At 69.3% G+C, this 25,677-nt stretch carries 17 protein-coding genes; 12 read left to right on the top strand and 5 right to left on the bottom strand.

All coding sequences use genetic code 11. The features are described from left to right. Positions 1-20: 20 nt before the first annotated feature. Positions 21-7,703, bottom strand: coding sequence for a hypothetical protein (locus tag ML342_RS04180; protein ID WP_240125670.1), 7,683 nt, complete (start codon positions 7,701-7,703; stop codon positions 21-23). 358 nt (positions 7,704-8,061) lie between these two features. On the opposite strand from ML342_RS04180, the gene ML342_RS04175 reads away from it, so the two are divergent. From ML342_RS04175 to ML342_RS04145, 7 genes are all read left to right on the top strand, one after another. After that, positions 8,062-8,586 carry a c-type cytochrome gene (locus ML342_RS04175; protein ID WP_240125669.1) on the top strand — a complete coding sequence of 175 codons (525 nt, stop codon included), beginning with the start codon at positions 8,062-8,064 and terminating at the stop codon, positions 8,584-8,586. 110 nt (positions 8,587-8,696) lie between these two features. Beyond that, entirely contained in the window at positions 8,697-9,350 is a 654-nt protein-coding gene (locus ML342_RS04170) for an alpha/beta hydrolase (protein WP_240125668.1), read from the top strand. Next, the gene (gene zapE, locus ML342_RS04165; protein WP_240125811.1) at positions 9,350-10,456 is read left to right on the top strand and encodes a cell division protein ZapE; all 1,107 of its coding nucleotides are present in this window, start codon (positions 9,350-9,352) and stop codon (positions 10,454-10,456) included. Before ML342_RS04170 ends, zapE begins: the two co-directional genes overlap by 1 nt. Beyond that, entirely contained in the window at positions 10,453-11,277 is an 825-nt protein-coding gene (gene queF, locus ML342_RS04160) for an NADPH-dependent 7-cyano-7-deazaguanine reductase QueF (protein WP_240125667.1), read from the top strand. The genes zapE and queF overlap by 4 nt, the downstream gene beginning before the upstream one ends. Beyond that, positions 11,274-11,741: a hypothetical protein gene (locus tag ML342_RS04155; RefSeq protein WP_240125666.1), complete on the top strand. Its 468-nt coding sequence runs from the start codon at positions 11,274-11,276 to the stop codon at positions 11,739-11,741. The genes queF and ML342_RS04155 overlap by 4 nt, the downstream gene beginning before the upstream one ends. Before the next feature lie 67 nt (positions 11,742-11,808). Next, complete coding sequence (locus ML342_RS04150) at positions 11,809-14,025, top strand: NADP-dependent isocitrate dehydrogenase (RefSeq protein ID WP_240125665.1); 2,217 nt, start codon at positions 11,809-11,811, stop codon at positions 14,023-14,025. A gap of 37 nt (positions 14,026-14,062) precedes the next feature. After that, a complete protein-coding gene (locus tag ML342_RS04145; RefSeq protein ID WP_240125664.1) occupies positions 14,063-14,605 on the top strand; it encodes a pseudouridine synthase in 543 nt (180 codons plus the stop codon). 212 nt (positions 14,606-14,817) lie between these two features. Here the strand turns inward: ML342_RS04145 and ML342_RS04140 are convergent, their stop codons facing one another. Further along, positions 14,818-15,141: a hypothetical protein gene (locus ML342_RS04140; RefSeq protein ID WP_240125663.1), complete on the bottom strand. Its 324-nt coding sequence runs from the start codon at positions 15,139-15,141 to the stop codon at positions 14,818-14,820. A gap of 280 nt (positions 15,142-15,421) precedes the next feature. On the opposite strand from ML342_RS04140, the gene ML342_RS04135 reads away from it, so the two are divergent. Genes ML342_RS04135 through ML342_RS04125 form a run of 3 tightly spaced genes read left to right on the top strand, consistent with a single transcriptional unit; the run spans position 15,422 to position 19,638 of the window. Beyond that, positions 15,422-16,876, top strand: a complete 1,455-nt coding sequence (locus tag ML342_RS04135) for an efflux transporter outer membrane subunit (RefSeq protein WP_240125662.1) — start codon at positions 15,422-15,424, stop codon at positions 16,874-16,876. Continuing rightward, positions 16,873-18,057 carry an HlyD family secretion protein gene (locus ML342_RS04130; protein WP_240125661.1) on the top strand — a complete coding sequence of 395 codons (1,185 nt, stop codon included), beginning with the start codon at positions 16,873-16,875 and terminating at the stop codon, positions 18,055-18,057. Before ML342_RS04135 ends, ML342_RS04130 begins: the two co-directional genes overlap by 4 nt. A gap of 9 nt (positions 18,058-18,066) precedes the next feature. After that, positions 18,067-19,638 carry a DHA2 family efflux MFS transporter permease subunit gene (locus ML342_RS04125; protein WP_240125660.1) on the top strand — a complete coding sequence of 524 codons (1,572 nt, stop codon included), beginning with the start codon at positions 18,067-18,069 and terminating at the stop codon, positions 19,636-19,638. Positions 19,639-19,677: 39 nt separating this feature from the next. Here the strand turns inward: ML342_RS04125 and hrpB are convergent, their stop codons facing one another. Then, a complete protein-coding gene (hrpB, locus tag ML342_RS04120) occupies positions 19,678-22,167 on the bottom strand; it encodes an ATP-dependent helicase HrpB (RefSeq protein ID WP_240125659.1) in 2,490 nt (829 codons plus the stop codon). An 84-nt stretch (positions 22,168-22,251) separates the two neighbouring features. Between hrpB and ML342_RS04115 the strand changes: the two genes are divergently transcribed. After that, positions 22,252-23,058 (top strand): TatD family hydrolase, encoded by an 807-nt coding sequence (locus tag ML342_RS04115; protein WP_240125658.1) that lies wholly within the window; start codon positions 22,252-22,254, stop codon positions 23,056-23,058. Positions 23,059-23,077: 19 nt separating this feature from the next. Here the strand turns inward: ML342_RS04115 and ML342_RS04110 are convergent, their stop codons facing one another. Continuing rightward, complete coding sequence (locus ML342_RS04110) at positions 23,078-23,863, bottom strand: ABC transporter permease (RefSeq protein ID WP_240125657.1); 786 nt, start codon at positions 23,861-23,863, stop codon at positions 23,078-23,080. Further along, positions 23,860-24,804 carry an ABC transporter ATP-binding protein gene (locus ML342_RS04105; protein WP_240125656.1) on the bottom strand — a complete coding sequence of 315 codons (945 nt, stop codon included), beginning with the start codon at positions 24,802-24,804 and terminating at the stop codon, positions 23,860-23,862. The genes ML342_RS04110 and ML342_RS04105 overlap by 4 nt, the downstream gene beginning before the upstream one ends. 88 nt (positions 24,805-24,892) lie before the next feature. Between ML342_RS04105 and ML342_RS04100 the strand changes: the two genes are divergently transcribed. Further along, positions 24,893-25,657, top strand: coding sequence for a ferredoxin--NADP reductase (locus ML342_RS04100; protein ID WP_439655143.1), 765 nt, complete (start codon positions 24,893-24,895; stop codon positions 25,655-25,657). Positions 25,658-25,677: the final 20 nt, after the last annotated feature.

Genomic DNA, 25,677 nt, shown 5'->3' with positions numbered 1-25,677 from the left:
CAGGCCCGGTGCCGCGGCGATTACCAGGAGTAGCGCAGGTTGGCCTGGGCGCCGACCACGCGCTTGTACGGGCCGCCATCGTTCCAGCTGGCGCTGAAGGTCATGCCAAAGCCGCCCTTCTGCATCCCCACGCCGAGTTCGGCCATCGCGCTGGTGCCCTTCACGCTGGTGCTGCCGCTGAACACATTGGCCACCGTGTAGGTGCTGGTGCCGCTGAAATCATGCACCGCGCTGAGGGTGGCGTATGGCATCCAGCGCACGTCGCCGGAGAGGAAGGTCTTGTTCAGCTCCAGGCCGAGGCGGCCGCGCTCGAAGGTACCGCCATGCATGACCAGGGTATCGAGCGCGCCCGTGTAGGTGGCGTCCTCGACTTTGGTGCGGGTGTACTGCGCCTGCGGCACCAGGTTGAAGCCTCCCATGTTCCACTCGTATCCGGCTTCCAGGCTCATCGCATTGACATGGGTGCGGCTGGACATGGTGCCGGCCGAGGTGGACAGGTGGATGTCCGGGGCCATCTGGCGGGCGCTGAAGTCCACATACCAGCCGTTCGGCACGTACCAAGTCAGGTAGCCACCCACCGTCATCGCATGCATGCGGCTCTGGCCGACTCCGCCGCCGGTCAGACGCTGACGGCCATCGGCGCTGCCCAGCACCAGCCCGGCGTGGAAGTTTCCGTACAGATTGGCGTTGATGCCGACCTCGCGACCCCAGCTGGCGGTATCGAAGTCGAAATAGCCGCCATTGCCGAAGTTGCTGGCGTGCTTCTGCGACACATCGCCCTGGTCGGCATACACGCGGACGAAGGCGCTCATCACCTTGCCGGCATCACCGTACGGATTCACGCCCAAGCGCTGGCGGAACGTGCCTACCTGCGCGTTCATGAAGCCGGCCATGCCGGAGGCGGTGGACGCACCCAGCGAACCGCTGTCGCTCAGACCAGTGACCGCCATGCTGATCGAGAACACGTCATCGCTGGTGTTGGCGCTGTTGATGGCGCTCTTGACGCCCAGGCCCAGGGTCAGGAAGTTGGCGTTCGCGTTGTAGCCGATGAACTGGCCGGCCACGAAATTGCCCGCCGCCGAGGTGCCAGTGACGTTGGTGAACGGGATGTCGGTGATCGCTGCGCTCGGCAGCCCGGCGAACTTCACGTTCACCGTCTGCTTGGCCGTGCTGGCGACGTTTCCGTTCACCACCAGCTGGTCGGCGGTATTGGTGTTGAGATCGACGTCGATGTTCATCGTGCCGACCCCGGCCAGGGTGCCGTCCAGGGTCAGGCTGTCGGTGGTGACGCCGTTCTGGAAGTCCACCAGGCCGGTGTTGCTGAAGGTGCCAGCGTAGGTGTCGATGCTGTTGCTGCCGATCACCTGCAGGGTACCGGTGTTGTTGAACACATTGATCTCACTGGCCAGCGGAACCAGCGGCACCACCCCCATGGTGATGCTGCTGCCGTTGCGCAGCTGGATCAACCCGGCGTTGTTGATCGTGTCATCGCCGGCGCCGAAGCGAATGCGACCGCCGTTGAGCAGGATCTTGCCGCCTGCGGCGTTGTTGAGCACGTCGTTGCCATCCCCGAACGAGGTGTACGTCGTGCTGCCGACATCCCACACGCCGCCGGATGTGTTGTTGAACACGTCGTTGCCGCCGTGTAGGGAGATCGCGCCCAGGATCCGCCCGCTGTTGTTGATGGTCTCGACCGCATCGCTGCCGACCACCGCGAACGCATAGCCGTCTGGCCCATCCGCGCTGATCACGCCGCCCGTCAGGTTGTTCAGCGTGTTGCTGCCGTTCACGTTTTCCAGCAACACGCCGGCGTTATAGATGCCACCGCTGGCATGGATGATGCCGGCATTGTTGACCACCACATTGCCATCGTGACCGGCGGCATGCACCCCGATCGCCGCGCTACCGCCGGAGGCCTCGACATGGCCGGTGGCGGAATTGCTGACGGTCACCGTGCCGGACGCGCTGTAGGCCAGCACGCCTTGTGCCTGGGTGTTGCTGCCGCCTGTCGTCGCCGTGATGTTGCTGCTGTTGCTGACGGTGACATTGCCGTACATCGCGCTGGCATTGATGCCCGTGGCCATCCCGGTCGCCGTCGCAGTGATGCTGCCGCCGGTATTGCTGACCAGGGTGCCATTCATCGAGACCGCCTCGATGCCGGTCGCGGCGTAGTTGCCCTCCACGCTGATGTTGCCGCTGTTGCCCGCCTGCGCGATGTCGCCGCGCACGAACATGCCGTAGGCCGAATAGCCGGTGTAGTTGCCGCCCGGGAAATCGGTGGCATGGATGCTGCCACTGTTGACCGCGGTGGCGATGCCGTAGTCGGCGCGCGCGAACACGCCCACTGCGACGTTGCCGCCGGTGGCCACATCGATGCTGCCGCTGTTGCTGACGCTGGCATCGCCCTGCAGCGCGACCGCGAACACGCCAGCCGACTGACCGTAGGCGTAGCCGGCGATGCTGCCGGCGTTGCCGACCATCACGTCGCCCTGGCTGGACACGGCCAGGATGCCGAAACCACGGCCCAGGTAGGAGTAGAACCCGATGTCCGCGCCGGCCTGGTTGCTGACCATCGCATCGCCGGTGCCCGCTGCGGCGTACACGCCGAACGCGTACTTCTGGCCATTGGCATACAGCGAACCGCCGTTGACCACGGTGACGTCACCCAGTGCGCGCGCATCGACGGCGGTCGCCTGATACTTGCCGGTGACGTTGACCGCACCGTAGTTGCCCACCGCGGCATTGCCGTTCGCGGAGAACGCCGTAATGCCGTTCGCGGGATCCATCAGAGAGGTGTTGACGACCTCCAGATCGCCATGGTTGACGACGGTGGCATCGCCTGCGAACGACAGCGCCGCAAGGCCGGTCGCCGCGCCTTCCGAATCGACGCTGACGGCGCCGTCATTGCGGATGAAGGCATTGCCATCGGCCGAGGCAAATACGCCGTAAGCGCCGTACCCGTACTTGTTGGCCTGACTGACCGTCAGATTGCCATCGTTGTATACCCCCACCATACCGCCGGTGCCACTGGCCACGGCGGTGATGCCATTGGCGCCGAATGCCCCGCTGGCGGTGATGTTGCCGCTATTGTCCACCACCACGACCGCACCGGCGCCATTGCTGCTGACGTTGATGCCGTTTGCGAGCTGGGTGCCGTAGTAGTAGGTATTGCCGGTGTAGCTGTTGTAGCTGCTCGTCAGGCCGCTGCCGGCGGTGATGTCGCCGCTGTTGACCACCACCGCGTTGCCGCCCGACTGCACGTAGATGCCGTCGGCATAGCCGCCGTCCACGCTGATCGCGCCGCTGTTGGTCACCCGCACGCCATAGCTGCCACCCGTGGCGTAGATGCCGAAAGCATGGCCGCCGTTGGAGTAGCTGAGCAGGTTGTAACTGGAATCGACGACCTGCGTGAACTGTCCGGCGGTCGCCGCGATATCGCCGCCGTTGACCACGTGCGCATATGCCGCGCCCTGCGCCTCGATGCCTGCCGCCCAGGTGCTGCCCGTCGCGCTCAGTGCGCCGGCGCTGTCGACATCGACCACGGTCCCCGATGCAAAGATGGCATCGGCCAGGCCGCCGTAGGAGGAGGCGGTGACGGCGCCGGTGTTGTGCACCGACGCGTTGCCGAACATCGAGTAGGCGTACAGGCCGATGGCGTTGCCAGTCCCCGACATGGCCGCCGCGGTGACGTCGCCGCCGTTGTCGATCACGGCATCGCCAAAGATCGTATAGGCCTTGATGCCGGTCGCCGCGCCCATGAAGGACATCGCCGTGACATTGCCGGCCCCGGTCACGGAAGCATTGCCATAAAGGCTCTGCGCCAACACGCCGGTAGCGCCCGCGTAGAGGCCCATCGCCGTCACCTGGCTGGCGTTGGTGATCGTGGCATCGCCGGAGAAAGCGCTGGCCAGCTCACCGATCGCCTGGCCCATGGCAAAGGCATCCACGCTGCCATCGCTGCTGGTGATCGTGGCCGTGTCCGTGCCGAGAGCAGCCATGCCAATCGCTGCGTAATAGCCGCTCGCCGACACCGTGCCGCTGTTGTCCACCAACGCGTCCATACCGCGGGCAATCACGCCATAGGCCGGCCCGGTGTTGGAATTGGCGCTGATGCTGCCGCTGTTGCTGACGTTGGCCATGCCGTTGTAGGCGCGCGCAAATACGCCCACTGCGACATTGCCTACGCTGTAAGCATCGATGCTGCCGCTGTTGGTGACGCTGACGTCGCCGTAGCTGGAGATTCCGAACACACCGAACGACTGGCCAGTGACGTGGGTGCCGATGCTGCCGCTATTGTCGACCGCGACATTGCCATTGGTGCTGACGCCGAGGATGCCGAACGCGGTGCCGGTGAAATAACCGCTGTAAGTGGCATAGATCGTGCCGCTGTTGGTGACCGCCACATCGCCATTGCCGGACTGGGCGCGGATGCCATACGCGCGCCAGGCATCGATCACGATGTCGCCGCTGTTGTCCGCGGTGGCGCCGGTCAGGCCGCCCACGTCCATGCCGACGCCGATGTACTTGGTGGTGACGTCGATCTGGCCGCTGTTGCTGGCCATCGCGCTGCCATTGCCCGAGAACGCCACCACGCCATAGGCGTTGTAGTAGGCAAACGCCTGGGAATCGACCGAGATATCGCCCGAGTTCACGACGCTGGCATCGCCGGCGAACGACAGCGCGACCGCGCCCGCGGCCGCACCGTCCGAGTTCACCGTGATCGCGCCGCTGTTGGTGATCAACGCATCGCCATCGGCCGACACGAAGATGCCGTTGGCCCCGTAGCCGTACTTGTTGCCCTGCGCGACGGTGATGTTGCCGCTGTTGTCCACGCTGGCGGTGCCGCCGAGGCCGCTGGAAACCACCGAGATGCCGGTGCCGCCGTAATAGCCGAACGCGGCGATGTCGCCACTGTTGACGACATCGACCGCAGCGCCGACGCCGCCGCTCATCGCGTCGATACCGGTCGCAAGCGCGCTGTAGTAGGTACCGGCATTGACATAGCCGGCGGTGATGTTGCCGCTATTGACCAGCGAGATGCTGCCGCCGGCGGAGCTGGCGTAGATGCCGGTGGCGTAGTAGCCCTGGGCCTGGATATTGCCGGTGTTGGCGATGCTCACCCCGGCATCGCCGGTGGTATAGATGCCGAACGCATGCGCGCCGCCAGCGCGCGCATACGCCGTGATATCGCCGTCGTTCTGCACGCTGGTGGCGCCGGTGCCCTGCGCCTCGATGCCCGCCGCCCAGGTATTGCCGTTGGCAACCAGCACGCCGCTATTGACGATGCCGACATCCGCGCCCGAGGCGAAGATGGCGTCGGCCAGGCCATTGACCGAGATCGCGGTGACATCGCCGCTGTTGGTGATGCTGGTGTTGCCGTACAGCGAATAGCCGTACAGGCCGATGGCGTTGCCATAGACGGTGTAGGCAAACACCGGGCCGGCGTTGCTGATGGTGACGTCTCCGGCCCCGCTCAGCGCGTTGACGCCGAATGCACCGAAGCGTCCCACAGCCGTGATATTACCCGTGTTGTCGATGTTGACGCCCGTCTTGCCGTTGGTGCTGATGCCGAAGGCAACGCCCTGCCGGCTGACCGCAGTGATGTCGCTGGCGCTATCCACGATGACATTCCCGGCAGACGCCGCGGCGTTGATGCCCATCGCGGTCCCGTTGGCGTAGGCAGCGATGCGGCCGCCTGCGTTGTATACCGAGGCGACGCCGGCGGGGGCGGTGACTTGCGCCAACTCGCCGACGGCGGCCGTATCGCCGCGGGCGACGATATTGCCGTTGTTGGACACCTCGGCATGCACGCCCGAGGCGATTGCACCAAAGGCCGCACCGGACGCGAGGCTGGTGGCGTAGATGTCGCCGGTGTTGTCGATGCTCGCGGTGCCGCTGCTGGCGATTGCAAACACGCCTCGGGCAATGCTGCTGGCGGAGGTGACATTGATCGTTCCGCCATTGCTGACGTCGATGTCGCCCTGCGGCGCCTGCGCCAGGACGCCATACGCCTGCGCCGAGGCCAGGCCGCCGATGTAGCCCTGGTTGTCGACCACGATGCTGCCATCGGCGGCATAGGTCCACACGCCCCAACCGCGCCCGGCGGCCGAGAAGAACTCGATGGCGCCATTGGCATCGTTGTTGACCGTGATGTCGCCACCGTTGGCCAGCGCGTACACGCCCATCGCCAGGGTGCGGCCGCGTGCGTAGATGTCGCCGCTGTTGCTGATGGTGATATCACCGCCGCCGGACACCGCCTTGATGCCGTTGGCGCGTCCGCTCAGGCCGGAACCCGCATTGGCGATGGCGCCGATGTAACCGCTGTTGTCGACGGTCAGGTCGCCATAGCCGCTGATGTCCACGCCGCTGGCCACGCGCGCGCCGGTGGCCTTCACGAACCCGGAGTTGTCCACCGTGGCGCTGCCGTAGCCGCCGGCGGCGAGGATGCCGGTCGGCGCCACCGAGGTGCTGTTGATGCTGCTGGAAACGATGACGTTGCCGGAATTGGAGACCGATGCTTCGCCGGTGGTGGACAGCGCGGCAAGGCCGAACGCCGGACCGCGCGAGGTGACCGTGATGTCGCCGGAGTTGTTGATTTCCGCGAGCGCGTCGCCGGCGGCAAGGATGCCGTAGCCGCCGTATCTGGTCGTGGTGAAGTTCTGCTGCACCACGATGTCGCCATCGTTGTTCACCACCGCGCTGCCGCCGACGCCGGACGCCACCGCGGAGATCCCCGTGGCGCCAAACACCGCCGCGGCATGAATGTAGGCGCTGTTATCGACCTGCACCACCGCGCCACTGCCATTCGAGGAGGCGTAGATGCCCCACGCCAGCGCGCTGCCGGTGATGGTGCCGGCATCGATGCTGCCGCCGGCGTAATTGGTGATGGCGACATCGCCACCGGATTCGGCGTGGATGCCGGTCGCGTAGTAGCCGCGCGCGGTGATGTTGCCCGCGTTGACCACGCTGGCGCTGGCATCGCCCGTGGCATAAATGCCGTAGGCCAGACCGTTGCTCGCCGTCGCGGTGATGCTGCCGGTATTGGTGACGGCCACGCCGTTGCCGGCCTGCGCCTCGATGCCCGCCGCCCAGGTGTAACCGGTCGCAGTGAGGCTGCCGGTATTGATCACGGTGACATCGTTGCCGGAGGCGAAGATGGCATCCGCCAGGCCGTTGGGGGCGTCCGCCACGATGCTGGCGGCATTGGTGATGGCGACGTCGCCGGCCAGGGCGTAGCCATAGATGCCGATGGCATTGCCGGTATCCGAATGCGCGCTGATGGCGCCGAGCGCGCCGTTGACGATGCTGACGTTGCCGGCCCCGCTATAGGCGTAGATGCCAAAGGCATTGCCGGGCTGGCTTTCGATGATCGGAGCGTTGTTGACGATATTGGCGTCGCCGGGGTAGTAGCCGCCGATCAGGGTCGGTGTGCCCCCTCCCGCGCCGCCGGGCACCAGCAGGGGAACGACGGTGAGATCCTGCACCGGGGCGAAGTCGAGCGCGGAACGCTCGATCCGCAGCGCGTGCGCGGAAACCGCAGCTTGCGGCGTCGCCGCGGTCGCGGCGCCGCCGAAGCCGATCGCCAGGGTCAGCGCGGAAACCGCCAGCGCCGAGCGCACCGCGCGCGTCACCGGCGCCACCTTGAAGACGCGGCGATTGCGCGCCTTGCCACCCACCACGCCGACGTTCCCGATCTTGCTCATGGTCGATCCCCTAGTCCTTGAAGCTTGAAGGTGTGTCCCGCACCGCCACGGAGCCTTCAAGCACCCGCCGTGGCACGCTTTTTTCCAATCGACGCCTGCCAACCGCGACCCCTGGTCGAGGCGTCAGCCTGCGTTTATGACCGCTGAACATCGGCCATGTCAACCCGGTCACGATTTTTGCTTGTCTCCAGCGATTGCTGAATGGGGCGCACGCCGAGAGGCGGCGCCACGCATCCTCGTTAGAACACGTGACATGCCGGCGCACCAGGCCACCGCGTCGCCTCTCGCACGGCACGTGCGGTTTCTGGAATAATCGGGCCTGAACGGGCTTTTTTCCGGTCATGATTGCGGGGGCACTGTGCGCGCGTACGACCTGGCATTTCTCAAGCGTTTCTCGATGGTGATCGCCTTTCTGTTCCTGGTGATGGTGGGCCTGATCCTGTTTGCCCACTATCTGAACGGCAAGGTGGTATACCCGGCCGACCCGGTGGCCGAGCAGAAAACCCTGGAGCGGATCGCCCCGGTCGGCGCGGTGTATGCCGGCGCCACCGGCGCCGCCGCCCAGGCCGCGGCGGCCGCCGCAGCGGCCGCGGCGGCGGTGGCGAACGTGCCGTTCGGCGGGCGCACGGACGGCGCCGAGATCTTCAACAACGGCCCCTGCACCGGCTGCCATACCAACGGCGTCGGCGGCGCGCCCAAGCTGGATGCCGCCGGGATCGGCGCGCGCGTGGCCCAGCAGGGCATCGACGAGCTGGTGAAGAAGGCGATCTCCGGCTTCCAGGGCAGTGTGGGCGTGATGCCGGCCAAGGGCGGCAACCCGGCCCTGACCGACGAGCAGATCCGGGCGGCGGTCGAGTACATGGTCGCGCAGAGCAAGAAGTAAGCGCCTGCGCCGCTCAGCGCGGACGCCGCCTGCGGGCGGCGTCTTCGTTTACGCGTCCGGCGAAGCCGGCATCGGAACCGTTCAACGCCCACTTCGGCATCATTCGCGGCATGGACATGGACAGCATCCCCAGCACGATCGCAGGCCCAGCCGGTCGCCTCGAAATCGCCTTCGACGCCGCGGATGCTCCCGCGCGGCCGGCATTGGCGATCGTCTGCCATCCGCTGCCGACCGAAGGCGGCACCATGCATAACAAGGTGGTGACGATGACGGCGCGCGCCCTGCGCGAGTGCGGCATTGCCTGCCTGCGCTTCAACTTCCGCGGGGTGGGCGCCTCGGAAGGCGCCTTCGACGACGGCCGTGGCGAGCTGGACGACCTGCGCGCGGTCGCCACCTGGGCGCGCCAGCGGCTTCCCGACCACGCCCTGTGGCTGGCCGGCTTCAGTTTTGGCGCCTGGGTCTCGCTGCGCGGCGCGGAGGAGCTGGGCGCGGGCGCACTCATCAGCATCGCGCCGCCGGTCGGCCGCAGCTGGGATTTCCGCGCCATCGCGCTGCCGCGGATGCCCTGGCTGGTGATCCAGGGCCTGGCCGACGAAATCGTGGAGGCCGCGGCGGTGCGCGCCTGGGTCGCCAGCCTGCCGCAGCCGCCGGTGCTGGTGGAAATGCCGGACACCGGCCACTTCTTCCACCGCAAGCTGATGGATCTGCGCGGCGTGCTGAAGAACGGCATCCGCGACTGGCTGCCGCCGCCGGTGCAGGCATGATGGCCCCCGATGCCGCACTGCCTTCCCAGCGCTATGCCGAGGGCGTGGCGCGCGGAGACTGGCAGGATGACCCGGCGCAGCACCCGGCACTGCGCGCGCTCGACCGCCTCCACCGCGAGCTGCTGGCCAGCGCGCCCACGCCCGGTCTGCTGGGCCGGCTGCTGGGGCATGGCCTGCGCGATGCCCAGGTGCGCGGGCTGTACCTGTGGGGCGGGGTCGGGCGCGGCAAGACCTTCCTGATCGACCTGTTCTTCGCCGGGCTGCCGCTGGAGCAGAAGCGCCGCACCCACTTCCACCGCTTCATGCGCGAAGTGCACGAAGGCCTGCGCGCGCATGCCGGCGAGCGCGACCCGCTGGCGGTGATCGCGCGGCAGTGGCGGCAGACGCTGCGGGTGCTGGTGCTGGACGAGTTCTTCGTCAGCGACATCGGCGATGCCATGCTGCTGGGGCGCCTGCTGGACCGCCTGTTCGCCGAAGGCGTGGTGCTGGTGACCAGTTCCAACAGCGCACCGTCCGAGCTGTACAAGGGCGGCCTGCAACGCGTGCGCTTCCTGCCGGCGATCGACCTGCTGCAGCGCAAATGCGAGGTGATCGAGCTGGTGAGCGCAACCGACTACCGCCTGCGCGCGCTGACCCGCTCGCCGGTGTACCGTGCGCCGCTGGATGCCGAGTCCGACGCCTGGCTGGAGCGCCGCTGGCACGAGCTGGGCGGCGACGACCGCCAGCGTGATACCCAGCTCCAGATCGACGGCCGCCCGATTGCCGTGCGCGCCATCAGCCATGACATGGCCTGGTTCGACTTCGACGCGCTGTGCGAAGGCCCGCGCGGGACTACCGACTACATCGAGATCGCGCGCGAGTTCGCCACCGTGTTCATCGGCGGCATCCCGCGCTTCGACGCCCTGCGCGACGATGCCGCGCGCCGCTTCGTCAATCTGATCGACGAGCTCTACGACCGCCACGTAAACCTGGTGTGCACCGCCGACGCCGATCCCATGGCGCTGTATGCCGGCGAAGACCTGGCCGGCCCGTTCGCGCGCACCGCCTCGCGCCTGACCGAAATGCAGTCCACCGACTACCTGTCCCACGAGCACCATAGCGAATGAGCGACCACACCCCCGCCGGCTCGCCACTGGGCCGTGACACCGTCTATCCGGATCGCTACGACCCGTCTCTGCTGTATCCGATCCCGCGCGCGCCGGCGCGCGCCGCGCTGGGCCTGGAAGCGCCGACGCTGCCGTTCATCGGCCACGATCGCTGGCAGCTGTTCGAGCTGTCGTGGCTGGACGCACGCGGCAAGCCCTGCGTGGCCACCGCGACCCTGCACGTGCCGGCCGACTCGCCGCATCTGATCGAGTCCAAATCGCTCAAGCTGTATCTGAACTCCCTCAACGCCGCGCGTTTCGACACGGCGGATGCACTGCGCGCGCGGATCGAGGCCGACCTCTCATCTGCCGCGGGGGCCGCGGTGACCCTGGCCTTCGGGCTGGCGCCGCTGGACGCTGCCGGCATTGCAGCGACCAGCATCGACGGGCAGAACCTCACGATCGACCGCTACGGCCCGCCGGATGCCGACCTGCTGCATGCCGACCGCGGACAGGTGGTGGAAGAAACCCTCACCAGCGCGCTGCTGAAGTCCAACTGCCCGGTCACCGGCCAGCCCGACTGGGCCGACGTCAGCATCGCCTACCGCGGCCCGCGCATCGACCGCGCCGGGCTGCTGCGCTACATCGTCAGCTTCCGCGAGCACGCCGGCTTCCACGAGCAGTGCGTGGAGCAGATCTTCGTCGATGTGCTGGCGCGCTGCGCGCCGCAGTGGCTGTCGGTGGAGGCGCGCTATACCCGCCGCGGCGGGCTGGACATCAACCCCTGGCGGGCGACCCCCGGCCGCATGCCGCCGCCACCGCGCCGCAGCCTGCGCCAATGAACCTCTCGCGCGCCATTGCGCTCGCGCTGGGCATGCTGCTGACCGGCTGTCAGCGCGGCGCGCCGCCGCCCGCGCCCCGCGCTTCGCCCACCGCCGCGGCTCCACTGCCGGCGCCGGCGGGCAACCGCATCGAGCGCCTGGAACTCGGCAACGCGGTGGATGCGCAGGGCCGGGTCGTGCTGCCGCTGATTCGATTCGCGCCGCATGACACCTTCCACGCCAGCATCGAGCTGCGGCTGGCAGATGCCAACCCGCATACGCTTGAGGCGCACTGGTTCTACCTCGACACCCGCCAGACCGTGCTCGAGGAACGCAAGACCCTGACCGGCCCGGGCCTGCGCCGGACCGTGTTCCAGCTCAGTAAGCCCGACGGCTGGCCGCCGGGGCAGTACCGGCTGGAGCTGAGGCTGGACGGCCAGCTGGCGCAGGCGCGGGTGTTCGAGGTGGCCGCCGCCACACCGTGAGCGCATGCGTTTCAGCGCCCGCGTGGATGCGCGACAATGACGGCTTTCCCAGTGTCTGCGAGCCGTCATGTCCAAGATCCTCTACACCCTGACCGACGAGGCCCCGTTCCTCGCCACCGCCAGCTTCCTGCCGATCGTGCAGGCATATGCGCAGACCGCCGGCGTGGCCGTGGAGACGCGCGACATCTCGCTGGCGGCGCGGATTCTGGCGCAGTTCCCCGAGCGGCTGGGCGACAAGGCGGTGAGCGACGATCTGCGCGCGCTGGGCGAGCTGGCCAAGACCCCCGAGGCCAACATCATCAAGCTGCCCAACATCAGCGCCTCGATCCCGCAGCTGAAGGCCGCCATTCGCGAGCTGCAGGCGCAGGGCTACGCGCTGCCGGACTACCCGGATGCGCCGCAGACCGACGCGGAAAAGGACATCAAGGCGCGCTATGACCGAGTCAAGGGCAGCGCGGTGAACCCGGTGCTGCGCGAGGGCAACTCCGATCGTCGCGCGCCGAAAGCGGTCAAGGACTATGCGCGCAAGCATCCACACCGGCTGGCGGCGTGGTCGGCGGACAGCCGAGCGCACGTGGCGCACATGGAGGCGGGGGATTTCTACGGCAGCGAGCAGTCGGTGACGATGGCGGAAGCCGGTAGCGTGCGGATCGAGTTCGTCGCCCAGACCGGCAGCCGTTTCCCGCTGCGCGCGCCGGTGCCGGTCCAGGCCGGCGAGGTGATCGACGCCAGCGTGATGGATGCCGCCGCGCTGGCCGCGTTCGTGGACGCGCAGATCGCCGACGCGAAGGCGAAGGGCGTGCTGTTCTCGCTGCACCTGAAAGCCACCATGATGAAGGTGTCCGACCCGATCATGTTCGGCATCGTGGTGCGCCGGTTTTATGCGCCGGTGCTGGAGAAGCATGCGCAGGCGCTGGAGGCGATCGGCTTCGACCCCAGCAACGGCATCGGCGATCTGTACGCGCGCCTGCCCCAGCTGGACGCCGCGCAGCGTGCGCAGATCGAAGCCGACATCGCCGCGCTGTACGCCGAGCGCCCGCCGCTGGCGATGGTGAACTCGGACAAGGGCATCACCAACCTGCACGTGCCGAGCGACGTGATCGTGGACGCCTCGATGCCGGCGATGATCCGCGACGGCGGGCGCATGTGGAACGCCGAAGGCAAGCTGCAGGACGCCAAGGCGGTGATCCCCGACCGCTGCTATGCCGGCATCTATCAGGCCGTGATCGACGATTGCAAGGCGCACGGCGCATTCGACCCGGCGACCATGGGCAGCGTGCCCAATGTCGGCCTGATGGCGCAGGCGGCCGAGGAATACGGCAGCCACGACAAGACCTTCCAGATCAGCGGCGACGGCGAGGTGCAGGTGCTGGATGCGGCCGGCAACGTGCTGATGCGGCATGCGGTCAAGGCGGGCGACATCTGGCGCATGTGCCAGACCAAGGACGCGGCGATCCGCGACTGGGTCAAGCTGGCCGTCACCCGCGCGCGCCTGAGCAACACGCCCGCGGTGTTCTGGCTGGACCCGCAGCGCGCCCACGACCGCGCACTGATCGCCAAAGTCGAACGCTACCTGGGCGAGCACGACACCGCCGGGCTGGATATCCGCATCCTGCCGCCGGTGGAGGCCATGCGGCACTCGCTGGCGCGCATCCGGCGCGGCGAGGACACCATCAGCGTCACCGGCAACGTGCTGCGTGACTATCTGACCGACCTGTTCCCGATCCTGGAGCTGGGCACCAGCGCGAAGATGCTCTCGATCGTGCCGCTGATGGCCGGCGGCGGCCTGTTCGAGACCGGCGCCGGCGGCAGCGCGCCCAAGCATGTGCAGCAGTTTCTGGAGGAAAACTACCTGCGCTGGGATTCGCTGGGCGAGTTCCTGGCCCTGGCGGCCTCGTTCGAACACCTGGCCAATGCCCGCGGCAATGCCCGCGCGCGGGTGCTGGCAGAGACCCTGGACGCGGCCACCGCACGGTTCCTCGAACACGACCGCTCGCCGGGACGCAAGCTGGGCACGATCGACAACCGTGGCAGCCATTTCTACCTGGCGCTGTACTGGGCGCAGGCGCTCGCGGCGCAGACCCGCGATCCGGCGCTGGCCGACCGTTTCGCGCCGCTGGCACGCGCGCTGGCCGAGCAGGAGGAGGCGATCGTCGCGGAGCTGATCGCGGTGCAGGGCCAGCCGGTGGACATCGGCGGCTACTACCATCCCGACCCGGTCAAGTTGAGCGCGGCGATGCGGCCCAGCGCGACGTTCAACGCGGCGCTCGCCCTGCTGGCCTGAGCCGCGCCCGCGCCGTCTCTGCGCCGCTGGGCGGACGATGCTGATCGCGCTCAATAAACCTTACGGCGTGCTGTGCCAGTTCACCGACCGCAGCACGCCCGCGCGGCGCACGCTGGCGGAGTTCGGCCTGCCGCCGGCGGTATATCCGGCCGGCCGTCTGGATTTCGATTCGGAAGGGCTGCTGCTCTTGACCGACGACGGGCGCCTGGCGCATCGCCTGACCGATCCACGCCACAAGCAGCCCAAGACTTACTGGGTGCAGGTCGAGGGAACGCCGACCGCCGCGCAGCTGCAACAGCTGCGCGCTGGCCTCGTGCTCAGCGATGGCCCCACGCGGCCGGCGCGCGTTCGCCCGATCGCACCGCCACCGCTATGGCCGCGCGACCCGCCGGTGCGGTTCCGCAAGACGGTGCCCGATGCCTGGTTGGAACTTCAGATTCACGAAGGCCGCAACCGCCAGGTGCGGCGCATGACCGCCGCGGTCGGCCTGCCCACCCTGCGCCTGGTGCGGGTGGCGGTCGGCCGGCACCGCCTGGACGGCTTGCTGCCTGGGCAATGGCGAGCGCTGGAGACGACTTGATGAAGGTCTGAACAACGCCATCCAGGCGTTGTCAGCCCACGCCGAGTCCACGGGCCCGATCTCGGCGCACATGCATCATCGACTTGCCTGATCAATGCGTGGCCGGCCCTGGATCGGGCCGCGTTCAGTCCGGTCTGCTTCGCGCTGCGGATCGTCATGCATCGCCACGCGTGTCGTGCGCGCGACGCCCCGCCTGCATTCGCCGCGATCGCTCAGACGCCGTAATCGTCCTGCTCGTACTCGCCGCGGCGCAGCGCGCGCACCTGCCGCGCCTGTCCCTCCAGCTCGGCGCGGCGCCGCGCCCGCTGCCGCGCGGCGTACCACAGCAAGCCGGCGCCGGCGACCGCCGCCGCCACCAGCAGCGGATTGCGGCGCGCGACTCTTCCCGCCACCTTGGCGCCCGCGCGCAGCGCCGCCAGCGCGGCGCCGGTTTCGATCCACTGGCTGGCGCTCCCCGGCAGGGCCTTGCGCAGGCCGTCCCCCAACTCGCCGACCAATTCCCGCGCGCGATCCCGCGTGCCATCGACCTTGCCCATATGCTCCTCCATCCGGTGTGTGCCGTATTCGATCGTACCGCCGGGCAATGCCACCTGAAGGGGAGTTTACGTCCGGCGGACGACCGCATCCGAACTCGCCGAGTACCGCGTAAAAGCGCTCGCTTTGCCTGTATTATTTGCCCATGCATTCATCTCACCCCCTTGGGGCCATTCCCCGTTGCCCGCGGATGCAGCCGCACCTTCCTGCGTCTGACCCGCGTCGCGGCAGCGGACGTGGACACGACCACCCGAGCACCGCCGAGGAGGGCGGTTTCGCATGATGCCGACCGTCTCCCGCGCCCTGCTGGGATCCGTGGCCTGCGCCCTGCTGGCGGGCTGCATGACGGCGCCGCCGCGCCTGCCGCCGCCAGACCTGGATAGCCGCGCACCGCTGGCTGCAGACGCTGGCGACGCTCACGCCCGCTGGCCCGCGACGAACTGGTGGAAGCAGTACCAGGACCCCACCCTGGATGCGCTGATGGAGCGCGCGCTGGCGCAGGCGCCCAGCCTGGCGCAGGCGCAGGCACGGGTGGCGCAGGCACGCGCCGCGATCGCCGCGCAGGCCGCATCCGGCAATGCCTACGTCGGCGCCAGCGCGGATTTGCAGCGGCAGCGGATCAGCGAGCACGGGCTGTTCCCGGTGCAGTTCCTCGGCTTCACCTGGTACAGCCAGGCCGACCTCGGCGTGCAGTTGCAATACGACGTGGACTGGTGGGGCAAGCACCGCGCGCAGGTCGCCGCCGCCACCGACCAGGCGCGCGCCGCCGCGGCCGAGGCGGACGCGGCGCGCCTGGCGCTGACCGCCGCGCTCGCGCAGACCTATTTCGGCTGGCAGGCCGACCAGGCCCGGCTGGCGCTGGCCACGCAGGCAGTCCAAGCGCAGCAGCGCCTGCTGGCGCTGGCGCGCGCGCGCGCCGCGCGCGGGATCGACGGCAGCGACGCGGTGCATGCGGCGGAATCGGCGCTGGCCGCGGCCGAACGCGCCCGCACCGCGCTCACCGCGAGCGCCGAGGGCCGCCGCATCGCGCTGGCCGCGCTGCTCGGGATCGCGCCGGATGCGCTGCCGCCGCTGCAAGCGCGGCCGCTGCCGGCAGTCACCGCCGGGCTGCCGGATGACGCCTCCTTGAACCTGCTGGCGCGTCGCCCGGACGTGGCGGCCAGCCGCTGGCGGGTCGAGGCCGCAGTGCAGGACGTGGCCGCCGCGCGCGCCGCGTTCTTCCCCGATCTCAGCCTGAAGGCGCTGCTCGGGCTGTCCAGCATCGACCTCGGCCAGCTGCTCAGCGCCGGCAGCCGGGTCGCGCTGCTGCAGCCGGCGCTGAGCCTGCCGCTGTTCGATGGCGGCCGCCTGCGCGCCGGCTACGGCATCACCCGTGCCCAGCTCGACGCCGCGATCGCCGACTACCACGCCAGCGTGGTGCAGGCCGCGCGCGAGGTGCAGCAGCAGGCGCTGACCGTCGCCCAGCTCGGCGCGGAGGCGCAGCAGCAGGCCGGCGCGCTGCAGGCCGCGCGCGCGCTGCAGGCCAATGCCGATGCGCGCGCCCGCGCCGGGCTCGGCGACGACCGCAGCCGCGCCCAGGCCGCGCTGGCCCGGCTGCAGGCCGAAGATGCCGCGCAGGTGCTGGCCGCAGCGCGGCTGGCGGCCGATATCGCCCTGATCCAGAACCTCGGCGGCGGCTATGCCGACCTATCCGCCGCGGCGCCCTCCCCCGACTCCAAGGACGCCCCCACGCCATGAGCACGCCGACTCCTTCCAACGCCTCTGCCGCGCCCAGCAATGGCAACGGAAATGGCAAGCGCAGGCGCGCGCTGCTGACGATCACCGTCCTGTTCGCGCTCGCCGGCCTGGTCTGGCTGCTGCTGTGGCTGTTCGTGTTCTCGCTGCGGCAGACCACCGACAACGCCTATGTCGGCGGTCACCAGGTCGGGGTGAACGCGCGCGTGGCCGGCACCGTCACCGCGATCTACGCCGACGATACCGACTTCGTGCGCGCCGGCCAGGTGCTGGTGCGGCTGGATCGCACCGACACCCGGCTGGCGCTGCAGCGCGCCGCCGCCGCGCTGGCGCAGGCGGTGCGCCAGGCGCGTCAGGCCGAAAACGGCGCCGCCGCCGCCAGCGCCGCCGAGACGCAGGCGAGGATCGCGCTGGCGCAGGCCGAAGCCGACTACCGCCGGCGCCTGCCGCTGCTGGCCGAGAAGGCGGTGCCGCCAGAAGAAGTGGCGCATGCGCGTGAAGCGGTCGAGCGCGCCCGCGCCGCGCTGGCGCAGGCCAGCGGGCAGGCGCGCGCGCAGCGCGCGCTGGTGGAGGGCGTGGCGATCGCGCAGAACCCGGCGGTGCAGCTGGCGCGGGCCGCCTACGTCGAGGCCTGGGTGGCCGATCACCGCACCGCGATCGTGGCGCCGGTGGATGGCATCGTGGCGGGGCGCGCGGTCCAGGTCGGCCAGCTGGTCGCGCCCGGACAGCCGCTGCTCAAGATCCTGCCACTGTCGCCGCTGTGGGTGGATGCCAACTTCAAGGAAGGCCAGCTGAAAAAGATTCGCCTTGGCCAGCCGGCAACCCTCACCAGCGATCTATACGGCAGCGGCGTGGTCTTCCATGGCAAGGTGGTCGGCATCGCCGCGGGCACCGGCAGCGTGTTCTCGCTGCTGCCGGCGCAGAACGCCAGCGGCAACTGGATCAAGGTGGTGCAGCGGGTGCCGGTGCGGATCGCGCTGGACGCGGACGAGACCCTGCGCGTGCATCCGCTGCGCATCGGCCTGTCGATGGAAGTCGAGGTCGATACCCGCGACCAGTCCGGGCCGCGCCTGCCCACCCAGCCGCCGACGGCCGCGGTCAGCCAGACCGGCGTGTACGCGCACGATCTCGACGATGCCGCGCGCGCGGCGGATGCGATCATCGCCGCCAACGGCGGGCGCTGAAGACCGGCCATGGCCGCTGCGACCGACACCGACGCCCTGCCGCCGGCGACCGCCGCCAAGCCGCCCCTGCACGGCGGCGCGCTGGCGCTGCTCACGCTGGCGATCGCGCTGTCCACCTTCATGGAAGTGCTGGACATCACCATCGTCAACGTCTCGGTGCCGACCATCGCCGGCAGCCTGAGCGTGGGCGTCTCCGAAGGCACCTGGGCGATCAGTTCCTACTCGCTGGCCAGCGCGATCGTGCAGCCGCTGACCGGCTGGCTGGCGCGCCGGTTCGGCGAAGTGCGCACCTTCACCGCGTCGGTCACCTTGTTCGTGGTGTTCTCGCTGCTGTGCGGGCTGGCCACCTCGATGCCGATGCTGGTGCTGTTCCGGCTGCTGCAGGGGCTGGTGTCCGGGCCGATGGTGGCGCTGTCGATGACCCTGCTGCTGGCCAACTATCCCAACGAGAAGAAGGGGATGGCGCTGGCGCTGTGGGCGATGACCGTGATCGTGGCGCCGATCTTCGGCCCGATCCTCGGTGGCTGGATCACCGACAACTATTCCTGGCACTGGATCTTCTTCATCAACGCGCCGGTGGGCGTGCTCGCCGCGCTGGTGGTGTGGACGCTGCTGCGCGACCGCGAGACGCCGATCCGCAAGGTGCCGATCGACCGCGTGGGGCTGGTGCTGCTGGCGATCGGGGTCGGCTCGCTGCAGTTCATGCTCGACAACGGCAACGACAAGGACTGGTTCAGCTCGCCGCTGATCACCACGCTCGGGATCGTCGCGCTGGTGTGCCTGACCTTCTTCGTGGCCTGGGAGCTGACCGACGCGCACCCGGTGGTGGACCTGTCGCTATTCCGGCAGCGCAACTTCCGGGTGGGCGTGATCGCGCTGTCGGTCGGCATGTTCGGGTTCTTCGGCATCAACGTGATCTATCCGCTGTGGCTGCAGACCACGCTGGGCTACACCGCAGAGTGGGCGGGCCTGGCGACCGCGCCGGTCGGCATCCTGGCCGTGGTGTTTTCACCGTTGGCCGGACGCCTGATCGGCAAGTCCGATTTGCGCATCATGGTCAGCTTCGCGTTCATGGTGTTCGCCTTTACCACCCACTGGTTCTCTACCTTCACCGCGCAGGCCAGCTTCGACCAGCTGATCTGGCCGCGCCTGATCCAGGGCCTGGGGGTGGCGTTCTTCTTCATTCCGCTCAACCAGATCATCCTGTCGGGGCTGCCGCAGCACGAGATCGCCAGCGCCTCGGGGCTGTCCAACTTCTTCCGTACCATCGCCGGCAGCATTTCCACCGCGGTCTCGGTGACGCTGTGGCAGCACCGCGCCGACTACCACCATGCCGTGCTGAGCGAGCAGGTAACCCATGCGCGGCCGGCCGCCGAGCAGTGGCTGGGCGCGCTGCAGAGCGTGGGCATGGGCCAGGCGCAGGCGCTGGCGATTACGGACCAGACGATCAACCTGCAGGCCTTCACGCTGGCGGTGAACGACCTTTTCATGCTGTTTTCCGGCCTGTTCGTGGCGATGATCGTGCTGGTGTGGTGGGCCAGGCCGCCATTCGGCAGCGCCGGGGGCGCGGCGGCGCACTGACGGCCCCGTCGCGGCATCGCGGCGGCGATGCGCGCGCGGCTAGGTTCCGCGCGGCTTGGCGCGATGGGTGGCGCTCGCGCTCCACGGGTCGTCCGGCCATGGATGGCGCGGATAGCGGCCCTTCATCTCCTTCTTGACCTCGGGATAGGTGCGCTCCCAGAACCCGCGCAGGTCCTGGGTCACCTGTAGCGGCCGGCCGGCGGGCGAGAGCAGGTGCAAGGTCAGCGGCACGCGGCCGTCGGCGATGCGCGGGGTGTCTGCCAGCCCGAACAGTTCCTGCAGCTTGACCGCCAGCACCGGCGGCGCCGGCGTGCCGTCGGCCTCCAGCCCGTAGGTGATCGCGCGCTGCATGCCGGAGGGCACCTCGATGCGGGTCGGCGCGAGCGCGTCGATACGCTGGCGCAAGGCCCACTCCAGCCGGCCCTTCAGCGCCTCGCCCAGCTCCTCGCCGGTCAACGCCTCCAGCCGGGTCTTGCCGGCAAAGGCAGGCATCAGCCAGTCCTCCAGCGTCGCCAGCAGCGCGGCATCGGAGACATCCGGCAGCCCCAGCTCCGGCAGCCACGCGCGCAGGCACTGCGCGCGGATCCGCCACTGCGCCAGCGCCTCGCTCCACGGCAGCACGTCCAGCCCCAGGTCGCGCACGGCAGAGGTGAGCGCGCGCGCGGCCAGCGCCGGATCGACCCGACCCGCGGATTTCGCCGCCAGCACGATGCCGTCGAAGCGGGCGATGCGCTCGCTCACCAGCGCGCGGCGCTCGCTGTCCCAGCGCACCTCGTCGGCCTCGCAGAAATGCGCGGCGAAGTCGCGCCGCAGCACCGCCTCGTCCACCGGCGCGCCGCGCAGCAGCAGCGCGTCCCGGGCGTCCAGACGCAGCTCGCTGGCCACCAGCCACGGCTCGCCGTACAGCGCGGAGTTCTCCAGCAGGCGCGCGCTGCGCCCATTCGCCAGCAGGTAGCGGCGCGCATCCTGCGGGTGCTGGCGGGCGATGCGGTCGGGAAACGCGTGCGCCAGCAGGTCGCCCAGCGCATGCGCCGGGGCCGCGGCGGGCGGTGCGGCCTCGCAGCGCAGGCGGCGGCGCCACTGCCTGGCCGCGGCATCGATCGCCGCCAGCGCGCTGCCCCTGGCCTCGGGCGGGCTGCGCCCGGCGCGGAACGCGGCCAGCGCCTGCCAGCGCGCGGCCAGCGCATCGCTGCGCAACCGCAGCGGATCGCGCGCCTCCAGCAGCGCGGCGAGATCACAGGCCAGCGCCACCCGCGCGGGCGCATCGGTCGCCAGCAACAACGCGGCCAGCCGCGGATGCGTGCCTAGCGCCAGCATCCGGCGTCCCTGCGCAGTGATCGCGCCACTGGCCTGCAGCGCGCCCAGCCGACGCAGCAGGTCGCGCCCGGCCGCCAGCGCGCCGGGCGGCGGCGGATCGGGGAAGCGCAGTTCGCTGCTGCCCCAGGCCGCCAGTTCCAGCGCCAGCGGCGCCAGGTCCACCTGCGCGATCTCCGGCCGCCGCTGCGGTTCCAGCCGTTGCGAGGCCGGCCACAGGCGATAGGCCCAGCCTTCGGCCACGCGCCCGGCGCGGCCGGCGCGCTGGTCGGCGCTGGCCTGCGAAATGGCCACCACCTCCAGCCGCGAAAAGCCGCTGTTGGGATCGAAACGCGGCTCGCGCGCCAGCCCGCTGTCGATCACCACGCGCACGCCCGGCAGGGTGACGCTGGATTCGGCCACGTTGGTCGCCAGCACCACCCGGCGGCGGCCGTCGGGCGCCGGCTGCAGCACGCGCGCCTGCTGCTCGACCGGCAGCTCGCCGTGCAGCGGCAATACCTTGGCATCCACGGCCGCCTGCTCGAGCAGCGCCCCGACCTTGGCGATCTCGCGCTGGCCCGGCAGGAACACGAGGACATCGCCCGGATGCGCTGTGAGCGCCTGCTCGACCGCGCGCCGCACCTGGTGCTCCAGCGCCTCGTCGCGGCGCGCCGGGAAATGCGAAAGCTCCACCGGGAAGCTGCGCCCCGCGCTGGCCAGCCGCGGCGCATCAAGAAAAGCCGCCAGCTGCGCGCCGTCCAGCGTGGCCGACATCACCACCAGCCGCAGGTCGGAGCGCACCGTCGCCTGCACGTCCAGCGCCAGCGCCAGGCCGAGGTCGCCGGCCAGGTGACGCTCATGGAATTCGTCGAACAGCAGCGCGCCCACGCCCTCCAGCAGCGGGTCGTCCTGCAGCATGCGGGTGAGGATGCCTTCGGTGACGACCTCGATGCGGGTGGCCGGCCCGACCTTGTTCTCGAAGCGGATGCGGTAGCCTACGGTCTGCCCGACCGCTTCCCCCAACTGCTGCGCCATGAAACCGGCCGCCGCGCGCGCGGCGACGCGGCGCGGTTCCAGCATCACGATCTTGCGGCCCGCCAGCCACGGCGCATCCAGCAGTGCCAGCGGCACCTGGGTGGTCTTGCCCGCGCCCGGCGGCGCCTCCAGCACCAGCCGCGGATGCGCATCCAGCGCGGCGAGGATCTCGGGCAGCAGAGGCGTGATCGGGAAATGCATGCGCGCATTGTAGGAGGCACGCATGCCAGGCCATCGCCGTGGCCAGGACACAAGCACGCCAGGTGCGACGGCTACAATTTCGCCATGCACCTCATCGACATCGGCCTGAATCTCAGCCACGACAGCTTCGACCGCGACCGCGACGCGGTCTGGCAGCGCGCGCGCGACGCCGGCGTGCGCCGCGCCATCCTCACCGGCGCCAGCCGCGAGCACAACCCGAAGGTCCTGGCGCTGGCGCGCAGCCGGCCGGGCGAATGGTTCGCCACCGCCGGCGTGCATCCGCACCATGCGGTCGAATACACCGAGGAATGCGACGCCGAACTGCGCGCGCTGCACGCGCATCCGGAAGTGGTGGCGGTGGGCGAATGCGGGCTCGATTATTTCCGTGATTTCTCGCCGCGCCCGGCGCAACGCCGCGCGTTCGAACGCCAGCTGCAGATCGCCGCCGACCTCGCCGCGGCCGGCCATGCCAAGCCGCTGTTCCTGCACCAGCGCGATGCCCACGCGGATTTCCTGGCGATGATGCAGAACTTCGAAGGCCGCATCGGCCCGGCGGTGGTGCACTGCTTCACCGGCAGCCGCGAAGAGCTATTCGACTACCTCGACCGCGACTGGCACATCGGCATCACCGGCTGGCTGTGCGACGAACGCCGCGGCCAGCATCTGCGCGAACTGGTGCGCAGCATCCCCGCGCACCGGCTGATGGTGGAGACCGACGCGCCTTACCTGCTGCCGCGCACGCTCAAACCGCTGCCGAAGGACCGCCGCAACGAGCCGGCGTTCCTGCCGCACATCGTGGCGGAGCTGGCACGCGACCGCGGCGAGACCGTCGAATCGGTCGCCGCGGCGACTACCGCCACCGCCACCGCCTTCTTCCGGCTGCCGGGCTGACGCCGTGCGCGCTGCGCCCTCAGTGGCGCAGCCCCACCCCGCGCTTGAGCAGCCACAGGCCGAGTGCGGCAAGCGCCACCACGAAGCCCAGCATCAGCCCGAAGGCCACGCCCAGCGGCACGTCGGAGACGCCCAGCAGGCCGTAGCGGAAGGCATTGACCATGTAGAAGATCGGGTTGAGGTGGGTGGCGGCTTCGGCCCAGGCCGGCAGCAGCTTGACCGAATAGAACACGCCGCCGAGGTAAGTCAGCGGGGTGAGGATGAAGGTTGGGACGATCGCGATGTCGTCGAATTTCTTGGCGTACACCGCGTTGACGAACCCGGCCAGCGAAAAGATGGTGGCACCCAGCAATACGGAGCCGATGGTGATCAGCGGATGCGGAATGCGCACGCGGGTGAAGCACATCGCGATCAGCAGCACGATCGCCCCGACCATCAGCCCGCGCAGTACTGCACCGGCGACGTAGCCGCCCAGGATCACCCAGTTCGGCATCGGGCTGACCAAGAGCTCCTCGACGTGGCGGCCGAACTTGGCACCGAAGAACGAGCTGCTGATGTTGCCGTAGCTGTTCTGGATCACGCTCATCATCACCAGCCCGGGGACGATGAAATCCATGTAGCGGATGCCGTCCATGGTGCCGACGCGCGAGCCGATCAGGCCGCCGAAGATCATGAAGTACAGGGTCATGGTGATCGCCGGCGGCATCAGGGTCTGGCCCCAGATGCGCAGGATGCGTTGCACTTCGCGGCGCACGATGGTGCCCAGCGCGACCAGGTTGGGATGGATGGGCGGGCGCGCGCTCATGCCGCGTCCTCCTGCTTGCCGGTGAGGCGCACGAACAGTTCCTCCAGGCGGTTGCTCTTGGTGCGCATCGAGCGCACCCGGATGCCGGCGGCGCTCAGCGCGGCGAATACCCGGTTCAAATCCATCGCGCGCGGCATTTCCAGATCGAGCGTGTGTGCATCCATCGCGGTCAGGGTGATGCCTTCGAGGGTTGGCAGCACGGCAGGCAGTCGCTCCTCCACATCCAGCAGGAAGCCTTCCACGTCCAGCCGCGCCAGCAGCGATTTCATCGGGCCCTGGGCGATGATCTGGCCGTGATCGATGATCGCCAGATTGCGGCACAGGCTCTCCGCTTCCTCCAGATAGTGGGTGGTGAGGATGATCGTGGTGCCGGCCGCGTTGATTTCCTTCAGCGTCTTCCACATCCCGCGGCGGATCTCGATGTCCACCCCGGCGGTGGGCTCGTCCAGGATCAACAGCTTGGGCGAGGTCATCATCGCGCGCGCGATCATCAAGCGGCGCTTCATGCCGCCGGACAGGGTGCGGCTCATCTTGTCCGCCTTGTCCCACAGCTGCGCCTCTTTCAGCACCTGCTCGGCGCGCTGCAACGCCTGCGCGCGCGGCACGCCGTAGAACCCGGCGTAGTTCACGCAGATGTCCAGCGGTTTTTCGAACATGTTGAAGTTGAACTCCTGCGGCACCAGGCCGATCAGGCGCATGGCCGCGCTGCGGTCGCGTTCGAGGTCGATGCCGAACACTTCCACGCTGCCAGCGCTCTTGTTCACCAGCGAGCTGACGATGCCGATCAGGGTGCTCTTGCCGGCGCCGTTGGGGCCGAGCAGGGCAAAGAAATCCCCCGGCGCGACTTCAAGATCGACGCCTTTGAGCGCCTCCACTCGATTGGCATAGCGCTTGTGCAGCCCTCGGATGCGCAGGGCAGGACTCTGTGTTTCGCGGTGCATGGAGATCTCGGGCGCGGGAGTTGCGCGGCTGGCCGGTTAGTATAGGCAGCCCCGTGGCCCCTCTGATGCCACGCAGCGTTGCAGCCCCGTGGCCATTCCCCATTTTCCACTCAGACTGACCGCCCGCCGGATGATCGCGCCAAGCGTGGCGCACCTGTCGTTCGAGCGCGCCGACGGCCAGGTGCTGCCCTGCATCCCCGGGCAGTTCATCCAGATCCACTTCCAGTACGCCGACGGCACGCCCGCCCGCCGCAGCTATTCGATCGCGGTCGGGCGCGCGCTGGACGCCGCGCCGGATGCGCGGGTGGAGATCGCCGTCAGCTACGTGCCGGGCGGCGCCGCCACCGCGCTGCTGGAGGCGCTGCCGATCGGCGCCACGCTGGACGCCAGCGGCCCGTTCGGGCGCTTCTGCCTGCTGCCGAACGACGCCAACCGCCGCTACCTGCTGATCGGCACCGGCACCGGCATCACCCCGTACCGGGCGATGCTGCCGCAGCTGGAGCGGCTGATGGAAACCCGCGGCGTGGAGGTGGTGCTGCTGCAAGGCGCGCGCACCCCGGCCGAGCTGTTGTATGGCGACGAGTTCCGCGCCTTCGCCAACGCCCATCCGGGCTTCCGCTACCTGCCGTGCCTGTCGCGCGAGCTGCCGGCCGAGGGCTCGCCGCATGCGCACCCCGACGTGCGCCGCGGCTACGTGCAGAACGTGCTGCCCGAGCTGGCGCCCGACCCGGCCGGCGACATCGCCTACCTGTGCGGCAATCCGAACATGGTGGACGCGGCCTTCGAAGCGCTGAAGGGCATGGGGCTGCCGGTGCCGATGATCCGCCGCGAGAAATACGTCAGCAACAAGTGATCCGGGCGGCGGATCCCCCG

This window comes from Thermomonas alba (genome assembly GCF_022419205.1).
In the GTDB taxonomy this organism is placed as follows: domain Bacteria; phylum Pseudomonadota; class Gammaproteobacteria; order Xanthomonadales; family Xanthomonadaceae; genus Thermomonas; species Thermomonas alba.
The sequence above is the reverse complement of the archived record's forward strand: the minus strand, read 5'-3'. Positions and strand labels throughout refer to the sequence as shown.